Here is a 16,812-nt window from a genome sequence, read left to right on the forward strand (position 1 = left end):
GGTTGTAGTTATACTACAAAAACCACCCCACCGCCTTGATGGGAGGATTTCAAGTGCCTGCGCGCCATGGCAATGCCTGTGACATTGTGGTTTTCGGCGGGACCGGAGATCTTGCCATGCGCAAGCTCCTGCCCGCGTTATACTACCTGCACCGTGACCGTCATCTGCATCCGCAGACGCGCATTCTGGGGCTGGCGCGCAGCCGCCATGGGCTGGAGGAGTACCGCAAACTGGTACGCCGGCATCTGAGCCAGCATGTAGCCCGCGGTGACCTGACCGAGGCCGGATGGGAAAGCTTTGCCGCTCGGCTGGATTACCTAACGCTGGATCTGTCTCAGCGGCTGGAGTTCAATCGGCTGGCCCGTCACCTCGGTGATCACCCCGAACGTGTCCGGGTCTTCTATCTCGCCACCCTGCCGGACCTTTTCGCCCCGGCTGCGCTGCACCTGCAATCGGCCGGGCTGGTGAACGCCGAAGCCCGTATCGTGCTGGAGAAGCCGCTGGGCAACAGTCTGGAGACCGCCCGGAGAATCAACGAGCAGATCGGCAGCGTATTCGATGAATCGCGGGTCTTTCGCATTGACCACTTTCTCGGCAAGGAGGCGGTGCAGAACCTGCTCGCGCTGCGTTTCGGCAACGCCCTGTTCGAGCCCTTGTGGCGCAACGGGCATATCGATCATGTACAGATCAGCGTGCTGGAAACTGTCGGAGTAGAGGGGCGCGGCGCCTATTATGATGAGGCCGGCGCAATGCGCGACATGGTGCAGAATCACCTGCTGCAGCTGCTGTGCCTGGTGGCCATGGAAGCACCGGTGCACTTCGAGCCGGAGTCCGTGCGCAACGAGAAGCTGAAGATCCTCGAAGCACTGCGCCCGATCACCGGTATGGATGTGCAGGACCAGACGGTCCGCGGCCAGTACTCAAAGGGCAAGCGCGCCGGCGAGACGCTGCCGGCCTACTACTTTGAAAAAAGTGTCGACCATGACAGCAGCACCGAAACCTATGTGGCGCTGCGTGCCGAGATCGACAACTGGCGCTGGGCGGGTGTGCCATTCTATCTGCGCACAGGCAAATCGCTGGCGCAGCGCAAATCCGAAATCGTCATCCAGTTCAAGACGGTGCCGCACCGGCTGTTTCCGGGTACCACCCCGGAGGGCAACCGCCTGGTGATCCGCCTGCAGCCGGACGAGAGCATCAGCCTGGCGCTGATGGCCAAATCGCCGGGGCGCGGCATGACCCTGCAGGAGGTGGAGCTGGATCTGCATTTTGACGAGGCGTTCAAGCGTCGCCGCTGGGATGCCTATGAGCGGCTGTTGCTCGATGTGATCGAGGGGGATGCCACCCTGTTCATGCGTCGGGACGAGATCGAGGCCGCCTGGCGCTGGATGGACCCGATCATCGGCGGCTGGCACGAAGTCTATCGTTCACCCAGGCGTTATGCAGCGGGCAGCTGGGGACCGGAGGCGGCCGACAGCCTGCTCGAGCGCTACGGTCATATCTGGCTGGATGAGCGCTGAGCGCGGCCGGCCAGCTGTCGCTGGCTGTCCCGGTGGCGGCGCTCCAGCAGCTGGGTCAGCGCCTCGGCGGAGACCGGCTTGCTGATCAGGTAGCCCTGCACTTCGTCGCAGCCCTGGGTCCGCAGGAAGGCCAGCTGGCTTTCCTGCTCCACCCCTTCAGCCACCACCTGCAGCTGCATGCTGTGAGCCATGGCGACGATGGCACGGACAATGGCCGAATCCCGGGAATGGTCGTCCAGTTCGCTGATGAAGGCACGGTCGATCTTCAGGCTGTGAATCGGGAAGTGCTTGAGATAGGCCAGTGACGAGTAGCCGGTACCGAAGTCGTCCACCGACAGTTTGACGCCCAGATCCTGCAGCGCAGACAGGTTGGCGGTGACCGCTGCGCTCTGTTCCAGCAGCATGCTCTCGGTCAGCTCCAGTTCCAGCAGATTGGCCGGCAGCCTTGCCTCGCGCAGGATGTCTGCCACCTGGGCACTGAATTCCGGCTGGCGCAGCTGCTGCACCGACATGTTCACGGCAATGCGGATGGCTGCCGGGCCCTGGTGTAGCCACCTGCTGGCCTGGTAGCAGGCCAGGCGCAACACCAGGTGGCCCAGTGGCAGGATCAGCCCGGTTTCTTCTGCGATGGCGATGAAATCGGCGGGCGGCAGCATGCCCCTGACAGGGTGCTGCCAGCGCACCAGCGCTTCGGCACTGGTGATCATGTTCGAGGTCAGGTGCAGCTTGGGCTGGTAATGCACCAGCAGCTGGTCCTCGGCAATTGCCCTGCGCAGCTCGTTTTCCAGATGCAGCCGGTCGACCTTCGGATCCGGCAGGTCGGCGGAATAGAACTTGAAGCAGTTGCCGCCCATCTGCTTGGCGTGCTGCATGGCCTGATTGGCGCGGTTGATCAGCTGCAGACTGTTACCGGCATCGTCGGGGAACAGGCTGATGCCGATCGAGGCGGATACGATCAGCTCGTTGTCGCCGAGGGTGATCGGCTGGGCCAGCCTGACCAGCAGCCGCTCGGCAAGCTCACCCAGTTGCTCCCGCGGCACGTTCTGCTTGACCACCACGAACTCATCGGCGGACAGGCGGGCAATGACGAAGGCGTCCGGCAGCAGCGCGCGCAGCCGGTCGGCTATCTCGCAGAGCAGGGTGTCGGCCTGGATGTGGCCCAGGGTGTCGTTGATGTACTTGAAGCGGTCTAGGTCCACGTGCAGCAGCGCCAGGCTGTGCCCCTGGCTGCGGGCCATGCCGGTGGCTTCGTCCAGGCTGTGGGTGAACAGACTGCGGTTGGCCAGGTGGGTAAGCGGGTCGTGGTCGGACAGGTAGCGCAGCCGTTCCTCGTTCTTGCGACTGATGCTCTGGTCGGCAAAGAAGCCCACATAATGGGTCACTTCACCAAGGGTATCGCGCACCACTGCCAGCTGGAGCCATTGGGGGTAGCGCTCGCCACTGCGGCGTTGTTCCATCACTTCGCCCTGCCAGCGGTCCTGGCTGCGCAGCGCAGCGCGCATCCGGGCGTAGGTGTCCAGGGTTTCCGGGTCGTTGCTGAGGGAGGTCAGCTTGCGACCGATGACATCCCGGGCAGGATAGCCGGTGATCACACTGAATGCCTGGTTCACCGCCAGGATCTGCTGATCCGGATCGAGAATGAAGATGCCGTCCGAGGTGGCCTCGAATACGGTCGCGGCCAGCCGTTCCTGTTCATGGCGCTGGCGCCGGGCGGTGATGTCCCGGCGGGTACCGATCATGCGGATGGCGCGGTTGTTGATGTCGCGCTGCACCGCCCGGCCATTGTCCTCCACCCACACCCAATGCCCCTGCTGGTGCCGCACGCGGTATTCCACGCAGTAGGGCGTGCCATGCTTGAAATGATCGATGAGCGCGCGGTTGACGCGCTCGACGTCATCCGGGTGGAGCCGTGGCTTGAGCACGCCGCGCATGGTCAGCTGGGGCTCGGACAGCCCGAAGATTTCTTCCAGATGGGAGTGATAGACCAGGTCACTTTCCAGGTCCCAGTCCCACAGGCCCAGGGCACTCGCTTCCAGCGCCATGCTCAGCCTCGCCTGGGTCTGCTGCAGCTCGATGGTGCGTTGATTGACCCGGTGCTCCAGCACCTCGTGACTGTGGCGCAGTTCCTGCTCTACCTGGCGCCGATGCTCGATCTCTCCGGTCAGTTGAATGTTCAGCGCTTCCGCCTGCTGGCGGGCCTCGTCGAGCCGGAACAGCAGCGCCCGGTTGCGCAGGTTGCTCTGCAGGGTACGGGTGGAGGAGCGGTGGATGAGCGCGCCGGCCAGCAGCATGCAGCCGAACAGGGTGATGCCCATCAGTCCCCAGTAGGGGCTGGTCGGATCGTCCTGGAAAAACAGGAACACGGTCGGCAGCAGCCAGCCCGGGATGGCGAAGCTGAGACAGGCGCTGAAGCGATGCGCATGAATGATGCTGACACACAGCACCACACCGGCAATCACCGCATAGCCGCCGGTCTGTATGCTGAAGGTGTTGACCGGTACCAGCAACACCAGCGCAAGTCCCAGGGCCAGACCGGACAGACAGCTGCCGAGGTGGAACAGGATCGGCCAGCGGCGTCCGAGACGCTGCTCGGCCGGGCAACGGTTGAAGCGGTCAGCAGTACGCAGCTGCAGAAGGGCCAGGGTGCAGATGATGGTCAGCCAGGACAGCAGAAGCAGCCGCGGCGTGTGATCCCATACCAGCATCGCCAGCACGGCGGCAGCCAGCAGCACCAGCCACTGGGTCAGCCGCGCGTGGGCAAAGAGCAGATCGAGCTGACGCAGGAGCAGCTCACGGGACGCCTTCCGGCCCCTGTCGCGGTCAGACATGCTGGTGTATACCCGGGTAAGGCGTGATATCCCGACTCATCTTTTCATCCGTGAAATAGTGGCATTTCCATTGCAGACCATACACCAGAGCACCCGGCCGGCATATCCCCCCGGTGACGAAAGCCCGGTCGTTCGGCGGTTTCTTTCAGCCAGACGACGGGCGGGGTAGAATGCCGCCAATGGATATCTCTCATTTGCTCAATTCGCTCAACGACGCCCAGCGCCAGGCGGTCACCGCCGCGCCGGGGCAACAGCTGGTGCTGGCCGGCGCCGGCTCCGGCAAGACCCGGGTACTGGTACACCGCATCGCCTGGCTGGTGGAGGTGGAAAAGGCCTCGCCCTGGAGCATTCTCTCCGTCACCTTCACCAACAAGGCCGCCGCCGAGATGCGCGAGCGCATCGAGCAGCTGCTCGGTATCTCGCCCCGGGGCATGTGGGTCGGCACCTTTCACGGGCTGGCCCACCGGCTGCTGCGCGCCCACTGGCGCGAGGCCGGGCTGGTCGAGCAGTTCCAGATCCTCGACAGCGACGACCAGCTGCGGCTGGTCAAGCGGGTGGTGCGCGAGCTGGGGCTGGACGAGAACCAGTGGGCACCGCGTCAGGCCCAGTGGTGGATCAACGGGCAGAAGGACGAAGGCGTCCGTCCGCAGCACATCCAGCCCGCCGGTGACCTGTACCTGACCACCATGCTGCGCATCTACAGCGCCTACGAACAGGCCTGCGCCCGCACCGGGGTGATCGATTTCGCCGAGCTGCTGCTGCGCTCGCTGGAACTGTGGCGGGACAACCCCTCCCTGCGCGAGCAGTACCAGGCGCGTTTCCGTCATCTGCTGGTTGATGAGTTCCAGGACACCAACGCGGTGCAGTATGCCTGGCTGAGACTGATCGCCGGGAACAATCCCAGCCTGATGGTGGTGGGTGATGATGACCAGTCCATCTACGGCTGGCGCGGCGCGCGGATCGAGAATATTCAGCAGTTTCATCAGGACTATCCGGGCGCCGACCTCATCCGGCTGGAGCAGAACTACCGCTCCACCGCGACCATCCTCAACGCGGCCAACGCACTGATCACCAACAACGCCGGGCGCATGGGCAAGGAGCTGTGGACCGACGGCGGCGAGGGCGAGCCCATTTCGCTGTATGCCGGCTTCAATGAGCAGGACGAAGCGCGGTTCATCGTCGACCGGATCAGCGAAGCCGTTGGCCAGGGCATGGCGCGCAGTGAGATCGCCATTCTCTACCGCTCCAACGCCCAGTCCCGGGTGCTGGAGGAGGCGCTGCTGCGGGCGGCCATTCCCTACCGGATCTACGGCGGTCAGCGCTTCTTCGAACGCGCCGAGATCAAGAACGCCATGGCCTACATGCGGCTGGTCGCCAGCCGCGGCGATGACGGGGCGCTGGAGCGCATCATCAACGTGCCGGCCCGGGGCATCGGTGACCGCACGGTGGAAATCCTGCGCCAGCATGCCCGTGAACAGGACGTCTCGATGTGGCAGGCCGCCTGCGACCTGCTCGACAACAAGGGCCTGCCCGGCCGCGCCGCCAATGCCGTGCAGGGATTCCTGCAACTGATCGAGAATCTGGCCGAGCGGGTCGAAGGCGTGCCGCTGTACAGCATGGCCCAGCAGGTGATCGAGCACAGCGGCCTGCTGGCGTTCCATGAGAACGAGAAGGGCGAGAAGGGCCAGGTGCGGGTGGAGAACCTTGAGGAACTGGTATCGGCTGCCCGGGCCTTCGAGAACGAGATGATCGAGTTCGAGGAGGAAGGCGATGTGCTGCTGGCGTTCCTCGCCCACGCCTCGCTGGAAGCCGGCGAAACCCAGGCCGACCGGTTCGAGGACAGCGTCCAGCTGATGACCCTGCACAGCGCCAAGGGACTGGAATTCCCGCTGGTGTTCCTCAGCGGCATGGAGGAGGGGCTGTTCCCGCACAAGATGAGCCTGGAAGAACCGGGCCGGCTGGAGGAAGAGCGGCGGCTGGCCTATGTCGGCATTACCCGGGCCATGCAGCAGCTGATCATCACCTGGGCAGAAACCCGCCGGCTGTACGGCAGCGAGACCTTCAACAAGGTCTCGCGCTTCGTCCGCGAGATTCCTGCCGAGCTGATCCGCGAAGTGCGTCTGGGCAATCAGGTCAGTCGCCCCTTCGGGCCCGGCAAGGGCAAGGGCAGCATGTTTGCCCAGGAAGCCAGTGAAAGCACCGGCTTCGCCCTGGGCCAGCGGGTGCAGCACTCCCTGTTCGGCGAGGGCGTAGTGCTGAACTACGAAGGCCACGGCGCCCAGGCACGGATTCAGGTGAACTTCGATGACGAAGGCAGCAAGTGGTTGATGGTGGCCTATGCGAAGCTGGAGGCGATCTGACGCAGCCTCGACCGACCCCAACCAACAACATGAAAACGGGACAGACCATGGCCAGCACACCTCGATCCGCTACGGTACAGGACTTCTCCAATGGCACGGACGTATCGGTCGCAATCATGGTTGATTGCGACAACGTGTCTCCGGAGATTCTTCCCTATGCCCTGCGTATGGCGGCCCAGTTCGGTCGGGTCGTGCTGCGCCGGGGCTATGGCAACCATTCGACGCTCGCCAATCGCTGGCAGGAAGCGCTGGTGCGACTGGCGTTCACGCCACACCTCCAGTATCAGTACGCATCAGGAAAGAACACGGCGGACATCGCCTTGGCGCTGGATGCGCTGGAAATCATGTTCGATCAACGGGCGGATGTATTCTGCCTCGTTACCAGCGATTCCGACTTCGCCTATCTCTGCCGCAAGCTGCGTGAGCGCGGGGCCCGGGTATGCATCGTCGGTGAAGGGAAAACCCCGGAAGCCCTGCGCAACGCCAGCGACCAGTTCTTCGAATGGTCACTGGCCGAAATGGACACCGAGGCGGGCGATTCCGACGAGAAGGCTCCGGTCAGAAAGGAAACGCCCGCCCGGACCGAGCCGGTGAAAGCCGAACCCGGCAAGGATGCTGCCAGAGATGCCGGCAAACCAGCCAAGCGGCGCCCACGTTTCGTGGTGGAAGCTGTATCGCTGCTGGCCAGCGAGTCCTCCGATGGCAAGGTCGGCCTGGGGCCGTTGGGGCAATATCTCAAGCGCACTGACCCTGCATTCACGCCCAAGGGATACGGCCATTCCGGTCTGCTGGACATGCTCAAGACCTATGACCTGCTGGAAGTCCGACAGGATTCAGGCGGGGGCTGGTTCGTTTACCTCGCGGAGAGCAGCGCCAGCTGAGCGGCATGAACCGGATGGCCTCCGACGCCTGACACGGGTAGACTCGGCGGCTTCCAACAGTTGTTGAAGGAAGCCGTCCGAATGGCCCGCCCGCGCCTGTTACCCGACAATTTCACCCTGTGCCTCATTGCCGCCATGGTCCTGGCCAGCCTGCTTCCGGTCCAGGGCCAGGCGGCGGTGGTATTTGGCTGGATCACCAACCTGGCTATCGGGTTGTTGTTCTTCATGCATGGCGCCAAGCTGTCCCGGGATGCCATCTGGGCCGGCGCGATGCACTGGCGGCTGCACCTGCTGGTGTTTTCCTGCACCTTCATCCTGTTTCCACTGCTCGGGCTGGCGCTGAAGCCGCTGCTGGCGCCGCTGATGGGGCACGAGCTGTATCTGGGCATGCTGTTTCTCTGCGCGCTGCCCGCCACGGTGCAGTCGGCGATCGCCTTCACCTCGCTGGCGCGTGGTAATGTGGCAGCGGCGGTGTGCAGCGCGGCCACCTCCAGCCTGCTGGGTATCTTCATCACGCCGTTTCTGGTCGTGTTACTGCTGGGTGCCGAGGGCGGCAGTGGTGACACCCTGGGAGCGATCGGCCAGATCACCGTGCAGTTACTGTTGCCCTTCGTTGCCGGCCAGGTGGCGCGGCGCTGGATCGGCAGCTGGGTCGAGCAGAACAAGAGCTGGCTGAAAAACGTTGACCAGGGGTCGATCCTGCTGGTGGTGTTCGGTGCGTTCAGCGCCTCGGTGGTGGAGGGGCTGTGGCAGACCATCCCGCTGACGCAACTGGGTGGGCTGCTGATCGCCTGCTGCATATTGCTGGCGCTGGTGCTGGTGCTGGTGGAGCAACTGGCACGGCGGCTGGGCTTCAACACCGAAGACCGCATCACCATCCTGTTTGCCGGCTCGAAGAAGAGCCTGGCGACTGGCGTGCCCATGGCCCAGGTGCTGTTTGCCGGGGGCAGCATGGGCGCGATGATCCTGCCGCTGATGGTTTTCCATCAGATTCAGCTGATGGTTTGCGCGGTGCTGGCGGAGCGTTATGCCCGCCGTCCGGAGGTGCCGGAGGGCAGCAGTACCCCCGCATCCTGATGGCCTGCGGGGTGGCAACTTGCTTTCCACCCCGCCCGGGTTATCGTATGGGCCACAAAAAACCCACCAGAATCAGTGAGATAAGAAATGGCATTTACTTTTGAAGATCTTCGGCAGGCCTGTCAGAGCGAGTGGGATGCCTATATCAAGCATGATTTCGTCCAGCAGCTGGGCAACGGCACTCTGGCAGAGGATGCCTTTCGCCACTACCTGAAACAGGATTATCTGTTCCTGATCCAGTTCGGCCGCGCCTATGCCCTGGCGGCCTACAAGAGCCCGACCCTCGACGACCTGCGCCAGGCCAAGGCTGGTCTGGAAGCGATCATCGGTCTGGAGCTGGGGCTGCACATCGAATATTGCCGTCAGTGGGGCATCTCCGAAGCGGAGCTGCAGGCCCTGCCCGAAGCCCGCGCCACCCTGGCCTACACCCGCTACGTACTGGACACTGGCAACCGTGGGGACCTGCTTGACCTGCATGTGGCGCTGGTGCCCTGCCTGATCGGTTATGCCCAGATCGGCAAGTGGCTGGCACAACGCAGCGAGACGGTGCGCGGCGACAGCAACCCCTACGAGCACTGGATGCGGATGTACGAAGGAGAGGCGTTCCAGCAGGCCGCCGCCATGGAACTGGAGTGGCTCAACCGCGAGCTGGCGGAAGTCTCGCCGCGGCGTTTCGAGCAGCTGGTGCGCATCTTCCGCGACGCTACCCGCCTGGAAATCGACTTCTGGGACATGGGCCTGAACCAGCGCATGTAGCCGACCCGCCGCCCGGGGGCGGGCGGCAGATCATGTGCGCATTTGTTCCGACATATCCCGGCTGAACCAGCCCAGCCCCTTCGCTGTCAATAAGTGTGGCTGCGCTTCATTCAGCCTGACCCACGCCGATATTAGCGCGTGACTGATGCTCAATAAAAATGCTGGAGTCAATTATGAGTCTGACACTGAAATCAGTATTGCTCGGAATGATGGTTCTGTTCATGGCCGGCTGTAACACCATGCAGGGAGCAGGGCAGGACATTCAGCGAGGGGGTGAAAAGCTGGAAGACGCTGCTGACCGCTGATGCACTACCTGGCCGCCCGTTATGGGTGGCCAGTACGCCGCCGCACGGCGGCGATTACCATCAACTCCCCTCAGTACTTCATCACTCCGGTCTTTGCCCGTGCAGACTCAGTTGGGAATGACCCGGGTGCGTCCGCGATCGTCAATCGCGACAAATACGAAGGTAGCTTCGGTCACCTTGCGGCTTTCGCTGTAGTTGTGGGCGTCGCTCCACACTTCCACCAGAATGGTGATCGAGCTGCGGCCGATATCCTGCACCTTGCAATGAAAGCCCAGCTGGGCGCCCACCGGCACGGGGACCATGAAGCCCATGCGGTCGATGGCAACGGTTGCCACGCGGCCACGGGCAATGCGCGCGGCGGTGCTGGTGCCGGCGATATCCATCTGACCGACCAGCCAGCCACCATAGATATCGCCGAAGCTGTTGCAGTCGCGGGGTAAGGTGGTGATTTTGAGTGCCAGTTCACCCTGGGGCACGGGATCTTGATCTAGGTCTTGCATGAACTGCTCTGCAGATGTTGTTGTTCTGGTGTTCCGCCAGCGTCGACGGATGCTCTCGAGAAAGCGCAATCTTACGGTGCTACGGGGGGCGCTGCAAGGAGTCGCTGCCCTTGCACTGGTGGCCCTTGGCTGGTTTTTTTCATTGAAACATTCCTGCAATAAAGCGTGGACATAATGGCCCCTGTCCTGGAAAGGAGTTGTAAAAAGCGGGCTTCTGGCGGTGCCTCAGGGGAGGGAGTCGGAAAGTGCTGCTGACACAAGTAGTTCACGCTAAGTCTGAGGAGACTGGAATGAAACGTTTGATGAAATTTGCAGCAGTTGCCATTTCCGGATGCGCCCTACTGGCCAGCCCGGTGTTCGCCGAGCAGTTGAGCGTCAATGGCTCCACCACTGTACTGCCGATCATGCAGGCCACTACCGAGGCGTACACCAAGGACAACCCGGGCACCACCTTCTCCGTTGCCGGCACCGGCTCCGGTAATGGTATCCGTGCAGTGATCGACGGCATGGCCAACATCGGCATGTCCTCGCGCTGGATCAAGGACAGCGAAGTTCAGCAGGCCCATGACAACGGTGTGTACATTGTACCCTTCGCCGTAGCCTCCGACGGCATCGTGCCGGTGGTTCACCCTGACAACCCGGTCAAGGAACTGACCTCCGAGCAGCTGCGCGGCATCTACAATGGCTCCATCACCAACTGGAGCGAAGTGGGTGGCGAAGACAAGCGCATCGTCTCCATCTCCCGCGACTCCTCTTCCGGCACCTACGGTGTATGGGTCGAGCGGGTGCTCAAGGGGGATCGTGTCAGCCCGGCTACCCAGCTGCTGCCGTCCAACGGCGCCATTGCCCAGGCCGTTACCAGCAACCGCAACGCCATCGGCTATGTCGGCATCGGCTACCTGAACGACAAGCTGCAGCCGGTAACCCTGGACGGTGTTGAGCCGAGCCACGATACCGTACGTGACGGCAGCTGGCCGGTTGCCCGTACCCTGTGGATCTTCACCAACAACTGGCCGCAGGGCGAGACGCTGAAGTTCATCCAGTATGTGCTGCACCCGGAGCACGGTCAGAAGGCGGTCGAATCGACTGGCTACGTGCCGATGTACTGATAGGGCAGGGCTGGGAAAAGCCCTTTCCAATCAAGGTCTTACCGAACGCCAGGCTCAGCCTGGCGTTCGCCTTGGCTGAGGCTGCATCCGGAGCCTTGAAACAGAGAGCAATCATGTCAACAGCAACGTCACCTATCACCTTTCAGGCCCAGAAAAAGCCTTTGATCAGCAGCCGCGCGATGGATCTGCTGGTGCATCTGTTCTTTCTGGTGGTGAGCGCCACCGGCGTCATCATTCTCGGCCTCATCCTGGTATTCCTGGTCATGGAAGGCCTGCCGATCTTCGAGAAGATCTCGATCAAGGACTTCCTCCTCGGTTCGGCCTGGTATCCCACCTATGATCCGGCGGATTACGGCATCTTCCCGATGATCGTCGGCAGCATCAGCGTCGTGGTGGTCTCGACCCTGATTGCCGTACCCCTGGGCGTGGGCACCGCCTTCTATCTGGCGGAGATTGCCTCGCCGAGAATGCGCGGCATCCTCAAGCCGGTGATCGAGCTGATCGAAGGTCTGCCGACCGTGGTGATCGGCTTCGTCGGCATGGCGGTGATAGCCCCCCTGCTGCAAAACGTATTCAATCTGGATACCGGCCTCAACGTGTTCAACGCCGGTGTGCTGCTGGCGCTGATGGCCGTGCCGACCGTTGCCAGTATTGCCGAAGACGCCATCTACAGCGTGCCCAAGTCCATGAAGGACGGTGCGCTGGCCCTGGGCGCCACCCACTGGGAGACGATCTGTGGTGTGGTGTTCCCCGCTTCGATCACCGGGATCGCCACCGCGGTGGTGCTGGGCATCGCCCGGGTGATCGGCGAGACCATGGTGGTGCTGATGGTCGCCGGTGGCGCGGCAATGATTCCGGAGTCGATCTTCGACCCGGTGCGGCCGATGCCTGCCAACATCGCCGCCGAGATGGGCAACGCCGCGTTCCGCAGTGATCACTACCACGCGCTGTTTGCCATCGGTCTGGTGCTGTTCCTGATCACCTTCCTGTTCAACCTGCTGGCGTCCTACTTCGCCAACAAATATCGCCGCGTCGGGGAGGCCATCTGATGTTCGCTTCCGAGAGTCGCAACAAGCGCAGACGCAATGTCCAGAAGGTGGCATTCGGCATTCTGGGCGCCACGGCCATCCTCAACCTGCTGGCGCTGGTGGGCTTCCTGCTGTTCATCGCGGTCAACGGCATTTCCGCGATCAACTGGGAATTCCTCACCGAGATGCCGCGCAACGCCATGACCGAAGGGGGCATCCTGCCGGCCATCCTGGGCACCATCTATCTGAGCCTGGGTTCCATCCTGGTGGCCTTCCCGATCGGTGTCGGCACGGCAATCTACCTCAACGAGTTTGCCAAGGACGGGTTCTGGGTCCGCATGATCCGCCAGGGTGTGGTCAACCTGGCCGGTGTACCCTCGGTGGTCTACGGTCTGTTCGGTCTGGCCTTCTTCGTCATCATCATGGATCTGGGCGTCAGTATCATCGCCGGCTCCCTGACCCTGGCGGCGTTCATTCTGCCGCTGGTGATCGGTGCCGCCGAGGAGGCCCTGCGTGCGGTACCCAAGAACATGCGCCTGGCTTCCATGGCGCTGGGCGCTACGCGCTGGCAGACCATCTACCGGGTGGTGCTGCCGCCGGCGCTGCCGAGCATGCTGACCGGCTTCATCCTCGGCATCAGTCGCGCCGCCGGTGAAACCGCGCCGATCATGTTCACCGCTGCGGTGTTTTCCACGGCCAAACTGCCCGACTCGATCTTCGACGAGGTCATGGCCATGCCCTATCACATCTATGTGCTGGCCACGGCGGGTACCAATATCGAACAGACCCGTCATCTGCAGTACGGCACGGCGCTGCTGTTGCTGTTGATCGTGGTGGTGCTCAACCTGTTTGCGATCCTGCTGCGCAACAAGCTGCAGAAACGCTACAAGACCAGCTCCTGACAGCGCCGCTGCCGAACGAATACGGGTAACCCCAGATGAATATCGAGTCGAACATGAATATGCAAACAACCGCTCCGCAAACGGATAAGATGACCATTTCCGCAGCCCAGGCATTGCCCGAAATGGGAGACAGACTGTCCATGGAGAACGAAACAACCAAGATCCAGGTCAACGACCTGAAGCTCTACTACGGTGAGGATCAGGCCCTCAAGGGCATCAATATGGTCATCCCCGAGCGCAAGGTGACGGCGTTCATCGGTCCGTCCGGCTGTGGCAAGTCGACCCTGCTGCGCTGCTTCAACCGCATGAACGATCTGGTGGATATCTGCCGCATCACCGGTGAGGTGCTGATCGGTGGCAAGAACATCTATGACCGCGACGTGGATGTGGCCGAGCTGCGCCGCAATGTCGGCATGGTGTTCCAGAAGCCCAACCCCTTCCCCAAGACCATCTACGAGAACGTGGCCTACGGTCTGCGCCTGCAGGGTGTGCGTTCCAAGCGTACGCTGGACGAAGTGGTTGAGCAGTCGCTGCGCTCGGCAGCCCTGTGGGACGAGGTCAAGGACCGTCTGCATGACAACGCCTTCGGCATGTCCGGCGGTCAGCAGCAGCGTCTGGTCATTGCCCGGGCGATCGCCATCCAGCCGCAGGTACTGCTGCTGGACGAGCCGGCTTCGGCGCTGGACCCGATCTCCACGCTCAAGATCGAGGAGCTGATCAACGAGCTGAAGAACGAGTACACCATCGTCATCGTTACCCACAACATGCAGCAGGCGGCGCGGGTGTCCGATTACACCGCATTCATGTATATGGGCGAACTGGTGGAGTTCGGCGATACCAATACGCTGTTCACCAACCCGAGCAGGAAACAGACAGAAGACTACATTACCGGTCGCTACGGCTAACCAGGGGGATGATGCCATGACAAGAGATACGGAGGGCTTCGCCCAGCATATTTCCCAGCAGTTCAACGATGAGCTGGAATCCCTGCGCACTCGTCTGCTGGAGATGGGCGGGCTGGTGGAGAAGCAGGTGCACGATGCGCTGACCGCGCTGATCGAGGCAGACGGCGAGCTGGCGGAGAAGGTCCGCGAGAACGACAAGGCCACCAACGCCATGGAGCGGCAGATCGACGAGGAGTGCATGCGCATCCTGGCCCGCCGCCAGCCGGCTGCCAGCGACCTGCGCCTGGTGGTCAACATCAGCAAGATCATCGTCGATCTGGAGCGTATCGGCGACGAGGCCTCGAAGATTGCCCGCCGGGCACTGCAGCTGATCGAGGAGGGCCAGGCGCCACGGGGCTACGTCGAATGCCGTCATATCGGCTACCACGTACACAAGATGGTGCAGCAGTCGCTGGACTCATTCGCCCGCTACGACAGCCAGCAGGCGCTGGAAGTTGCCCGCGAAGACAAGGTGGTCGACCGGGAATACAAGACCGCCATGCGCGAAATGGTCACCTACATGATGGAAGACCCGCGCTCGATCAGTCGGGTGCTGAACATCCTCTGGATCCTGCGCTCCCTGGAGCGGGTGGGTGATCATGCGCGCAACGTGGCCGAGCACGTCATCCACATGGTCGAAGGCACCAACGTGCGGCACATCGGCCTCACGCGCATGGCCGAGGAAGTGGAAAAGTCGGGCAGACCGAAGTAATCCCGCTTTGACTTCCAGAGCCCGGAACTGCAGTTCCGGGCTTTTTATTGCCGGACACAAAAAACCCCGAGGGCTCTGGCCGTCGGGGTTCTGGAAGCGTGAGACCTACTTGAGCGACAGAATGTGGTCGGCGAGGATCTCGGCTTCTTCATCGGTCACCGCGTTCGGCGGCATCGGGATCGGACCCCACACCCCGGAGGAGCCATTCTTGATGCTGTTGATCACATGCTCCCGACCGTCTTCCTGATCTGCATACTTGGCAGCCACTTCCTTATAGGCCGGGCCGACCATCTTGGTGTCTACCTGGTGGCAGGCAACGCAGGCCTTGCTCTGGAGCAGTTCTTCGCCGGTGGCGGCGGTAGCGGTGTGGGCGGCTGTCAGTGCGGCTACAGCAACCAGGGGCATCAGGTAAGATTTCATGGTGTATCCTCGAAAGACTAATCGGAAAAGCAGCTCCTGCTTGGCGCTCACGCTTTCGCGGCAGGTATGCTGACAAAAATGGCTTATTAAGAACGATTATTCAAGTGACAAATCGACACACATACAGCGTGTGTGAAATGTGCTCGGGGCATTTGAGTATATGCCGATACACAAATAGACTGTGTATCGAAACGGTCGTTCCACCGGAAATGAACGATCCCACCGTCATATTGGATGAATTGGAGTCTACATGGAAATTGCTTCTTACAGTAATAACTGGACCTACCCCACCAACGTCCGTGTAGGCGCCGGCCGGCTGCAGGAGCTGGGCAAGTGCTGCAAGCAGCTGGGAATGCAGGCTCCCCTGTTGATCACCGACCCGGGCCTGGCGGCGCTGCCGGTGACCGAGCAGGCACTGCAGGCGTGCCGTGAAGCCGGCTTGCAGGTGGGGCTGTTCAGCGCGGTGAAGGGCAACCCCACCGGCGGCAACGTACTCGATGGCGTGGCGGCGCTCCAGGCCGGCAACCATGACGGGGTGATCGCCTTTGGTGGTGGCTCGGCCATCGACGCGGCCAAGGCGGTGGCCCTGGTGGCCCGTCAGGACTGCTCCCTCTGGGAAGCGCGCAACCCGGCGAACGTCGACGCATCGCGCATGCTGCCGGTAGTGGCCGTGCCCACCACCGCAGGCACAGGCTCGGAAGTGGGCAATGCCTCGGTGATCACCGACGAGAAGAACCACACCAAGCGCATCATCTTCCATCCGCGCATGCTTCCCTCCATCGTCATCCTCGACCCGCTGCTGACCGTGGGGCTGCCGGCGAAGCTCACCGCCGCCACCGGTATGGATGCGCTGGCCCATAACCTCGAGGCCTTCCTCGCGCCGACCTTCCATCCGATGGCAGAGGGCATCGCCCTGGAAGGCATGCGTCTGGTCAAGGAATACCTGCCCCGCGCGGTGCGCAACGGCGAGGATATCGACGCCCGGCTGCAGATGCTGGTCGCCTCCAGCATGGGGGCCACCGCCTTCCAGCGAGGCCTGGGCGCGATTCATGCGGTGTCGCACAGCATAGGCGCGCTGTACGACTCGCACCACGGCCTGCTCAATGCCATCGTCATGCCCTACGTGATGCAGATGAACCGACCGGCGATCGAGGCCGAGACCGCCCGCGCGGCCCGCTATCTGGGCCTGCCCAACGCCGACTTCAACGGTTTGCTGGACTGGGTGCTGAGCCTGCGTGCGGAGCTGGAACTGCCGCATACCCTGGCAGAGATCGGTATCGACGACGCCCGCGCCGACCTGGTCGGCGAGATGTCGGTCAAGGACGTCACTGCGCGGACCAACGCCCGTCAGCTCGACGCCGGCGAATACCGTCAGCTGTTCCTCAATGCGCTGACCGGCAAGCTGTAAAAGCGCCGGCGCGCAATGCTGGGTTTTTGCGATCGGTCTGGGCTAAGCTTGAGCCCTGACCGATC

At 62.5% G+C, this 16,812-nt stretch carries 15 protein-coding genes; 12 read left to right on the plus strand and 3 right to left on the minus strand.

Annotated features, from left to right (window positions below):
• Positions 1 to 38: 38 nt before the first annotated feature.
• Positions 39 to 1,517, plus strand: a complete 1,479-nt coding sequence (gene zwf, locus IEW63_RS10480; RefSeq protein WP_188636566.1) for a glucose-6-phosphate dehydrogenase — start codon at positions 39 to 41, stop codon at positions 1,515 to 1,517.
• Here zwf and IEW63_RS10485 read toward each other — a convergent pair.
• On the minus strand, positions 1,493 to 4,345 hold the full coding sequence (locus tag IEW63_RS10485; protein WP_188636567.1) for a putative bifunctional diguanylate cyclase/phosphodiesterase: 2,853 nt from the start codon (positions 4,343 to 4,345) through the stop codon (positions 1,493 to 1,495). The two genes, zwf and IEW63_RS10485, sit on opposite strands and share 25 nt — an antisense overlap.
• 179 nt (positions 4,346 to 4,524) lie before the next feature.
• On the opposite strand from IEW63_RS10485, the gene uvrD reads away from it, so the two are divergent.
• The 5 genes from uvrD to IEW63_RS10510 all read left to right on the plus strand — a co-directional run bounded on the left by uvrD (position 4,525) and on the right by IEW63_RS10510 (position 9,724).
• Positions 4,525 to 6,705: a DNA helicase II gene (gene uvrD, locus IEW63_RS10490; RefSeq protein WP_229710450.1), complete on the plus strand. Its 2,181-nt coding sequence runs from the start codon at positions 4,525 to 4,527 to the stop codon at positions 6,703 to 6,705.
• A 116-nt stretch (positions 6,706 to 6,821) separates the two neighbouring features.
• Positions 6,822 to 7,586: an NYN domain-containing protein gene (locus IEW63_RS10495; protein WP_373288226.1), complete on the plus strand. Its 765-nt coding sequence runs from the start codon at positions 6,822 to 6,824 to the stop codon at positions 7,584 to 7,586.
• A gap of 81 nt (positions 7,587 to 7,667) precedes the next feature.
• Positions 7,668 to 8,663 (plus strand): bile acid:sodium symporter family protein, encoded by a 996-nt coding sequence (locus tag IEW63_RS10500; protein WP_188636570.1) that lies wholly within the window; start codon positions 7,668 to 7,670, stop codon positions 8,661 to 8,663.
• 87 nt (positions 8,664 to 8,750) lie between these two features.
• Positions 8,751 to 9,419, plus strand: a complete 669-nt coding sequence (gene tenA, locus IEW63_RS10505) for a thiaminase II (protein ID WP_188636571.1) — start codon at positions 8,751 to 8,753, stop codon at positions 9,417 to 9,419.
• A gap of 173 nt (positions 9,420 to 9,592) precedes the next feature.
• On the plus strand, positions 9,593 to 9,724 hold the full coding sequence (locus tag IEW63_RS10510; protein WP_188636572.1) for an entericidin A/B family lipoprotein: 132 nt from the start codon (positions 9,593 to 9,595) through the stop codon (positions 9,722 to 9,724).
• Positions 9,725 to 9,831: 107 nt separating this feature from the next.
• Here the strand turns inward: IEW63_RS10510 and IEW63_RS10515 are convergent, their stop codons facing one another.
• Positions 9,832 to 10,224, minus strand: a complete 393-nt coding sequence (locus IEW63_RS10515; protein WP_188636573.1) for an acyl-CoA thioesterase — start codon at positions 10,222 to 10,224, stop codon at positions 9,832 to 9,834.
• Between the two features lie 302 nt (positions 10,225 to 10,526).
• Here IEW63_RS10515 and IEW63_RS10520 point away from each other — a divergent pair, with 302 nt between their 5' ends.
• The 5 genes from IEW63_RS10520 (at position 10,527) to phoU (ending at position 14,919) form a co-directional block, all read left to right on the plus strand.
• Positions 10,527 to 11,333, plus strand: a complete 807-nt coding sequence (locus tag IEW63_RS10520; protein ID WP_229710451.1) for a phosphate ABC transporter substrate-binding protein — start codon at positions 10,527 to 10,529, stop codon at positions 11,331 to 11,333.
• Between the two features lie 113 nt (positions 11,334 to 11,446).
• Positions 11,447 to 12,382, plus strand: coding sequence for a phosphate ABC transporter permease subunit PstC (pstC, locus tag IEW63_RS10525; protein WP_229710452.1), 936 nt, complete (start codon positions 11,447 to 11,449; stop codon positions 12,380 to 12,382).
• Complete coding sequence (pstA, locus tag IEW63_RS10530; RefSeq protein WP_188636575.1) at positions 12,382 to 13,263, plus strand: phosphate ABC transporter permease PstA; 882 nt, start codon at positions 12,382 to 12,384, stop codon at positions 13,261 to 13,263. Before pstC ends, pstA begins: the two co-directional genes overlap by 1 nt.
• Before the next feature lie 122 nt (positions 13,264 to 13,385).
• The gene (pstB, locus tag IEW63_RS10535; RefSeq protein WP_229710470.1) at positions 13,386 to 14,168 is read left to right on the plus strand and encodes a phosphate ABC transporter ATP-binding protein PstB; all 783 of its coding nucleotides are present in this window, start codon (positions 13,386 to 13,388) and stop codon (positions 14,166 to 14,168) included.
• Between the two features lie 16 nt (positions 14,169 to 14,184).
• On the plus strand, positions 14,185 to 14,919 hold the full coding sequence (phoU, locus tag IEW63_RS10540) for a phosphate signaling complex protein PhoU (RefSeq protein WP_188636577.1): 735 nt from the start codon (positions 14,185 to 14,187) through the stop codon (positions 14,917 to 14,919).
• A gap of 105 nt (positions 14,920 to 15,024) precedes the next feature.
• On the opposite strand, the gene IEW63_RS10545 is transcribed toward phoU, so the two are convergent.
• Positions 15,025 to 15,339: a c-type cytochrome gene (locus IEW63_RS10545; protein ID WP_188636578.1), complete on the minus strand. Its 315-nt coding sequence runs from the start codon at positions 15,337 to 15,339 to the stop codon at positions 15,025 to 15,027.
• Positions 15,340 to 15,589: 250 nt separating this feature from the next.
• Between IEW63_RS10545 and IEW63_RS10550 the strand changes: the two genes are divergently transcribed.
• Positions 15,590 to 16,747 carry an iron-containing alcohol dehydrogenase gene (locus tag IEW63_RS10550; protein ID WP_188636579.1) on the plus strand — a complete coding sequence of 386 codons (1,158 nt, stop codon included), beginning with the start codon at positions 15,590 to 15,592 and terminating at the stop codon, positions 16,745 to 16,747.
• Positions 16,748 to 16,812 lie beyond the last annotated feature (65 nt).

The sequence above is a fragment of the Halopseudomonas pertucinogena genome, assembly GCF_014646575.1.
Taxonomy (GTDB): Bacteria; Pseudomonadota; Gammaproteobacteria; order Pseudomonadales; family Pseudomonadaceae; genus Halopseudomonas; species Halopseudomonas pertucinogena.

Coding starts and splice junctions, on each gene's coding strand:
- zwf (WP_188636566.1), top strand. CDS start 39: ATGGGAGGATTTCAAGTGCCTGCGCGCCATGGCAATGCCTGTGACATT.
- IEW63_RS10485 (WP_188636567.1), bottom strand. CDS start 4,345: ATGTCTGACCGCGACAGGGGCCGGAAGGCGTCCCGTGAGCTGCTCCTG.
- uvrD (WP_229710450.1), top strand. CDS start 4,525: ATGGATATCTCTCATTTGCTCAATTCGCTCAACGACGCCCAGCGCCAG.
- IEW63_RS10495 (WP_373288226.1), top strand. CDS start 6,822: ATGGTTGATTGCGACAACGTGTCTCCGGAGATTCTTCCCTATGCCCTG.
- IEW63_RS10500 (WP_188636570.1), top strand. CDS start 7,668: ATGGCCCGCCCGCGCCTGTTACCCGACAATTTCACCCTGTGCCTCATT.
- tenA (WP_188636571.1), top strand. CDS start 8,751: ATGGCATTTACTTTTGAAGATCTTCGGCAGGCCTGTCAGAGCGAGTGG.
- IEW63_RS10510 (WP_188636572.1), top strand. CDS start 9,593: ATGAGTCTGACACTGAAATCAGTATTGCTCGGAATGATGGTTCTGTTC.
- IEW63_RS10515 (WP_188636573.1), bottom strand. CDS start 10,224: ATGCAAGACCTAGATCAAGATCCCGTGCCCCAGGGTGAACTGGCACTC.
- IEW63_RS10520 (WP_229710451.1), top strand. CDS start 10,527: ATGAAATTTGCAGCAGTTGCCATTTCCGGATGCGCCCTACTGGCCAGC.
- pstC (WP_229710452.1), top strand. CDS start 11,447: ATGTCAACAGCAACGTCACCTATCACCTTTCAGGCCCAGAAAAAGCCT.
- pstA (WP_188636575.1), top strand. CDS start 12,382: ATGTTCGCTTCCGAGAGTCGCAACAAGCGCAGACGCAATGTCCAGAAG.
- pstB (WP_229710470.1), top strand. CDS start 13,386: ATGGGAGACAGACTGTCCATGGAGAACGAAACAACCAAGATCCAGGTC.
- phoU (WP_188636577.1), top strand. CDS start 14,185: ATGACAAGAGATACGGAGGGCTTCGCCCAGCATATTTCCCAGCAGTTC.
- IEW63_RS10545 (WP_188636578.1), bottom strand. CDS start 15,339: ATGAAATCTTACCTGATGCCCCTGGTTGCTGTAGCCGCACTGACAGCC.
- IEW63_RS10550 (WP_188636579.1), top strand. CDS start 15,590: ATGGAAATTGCTTCTTACAGTAATAACTGGACCTACCCCACCAACGTC.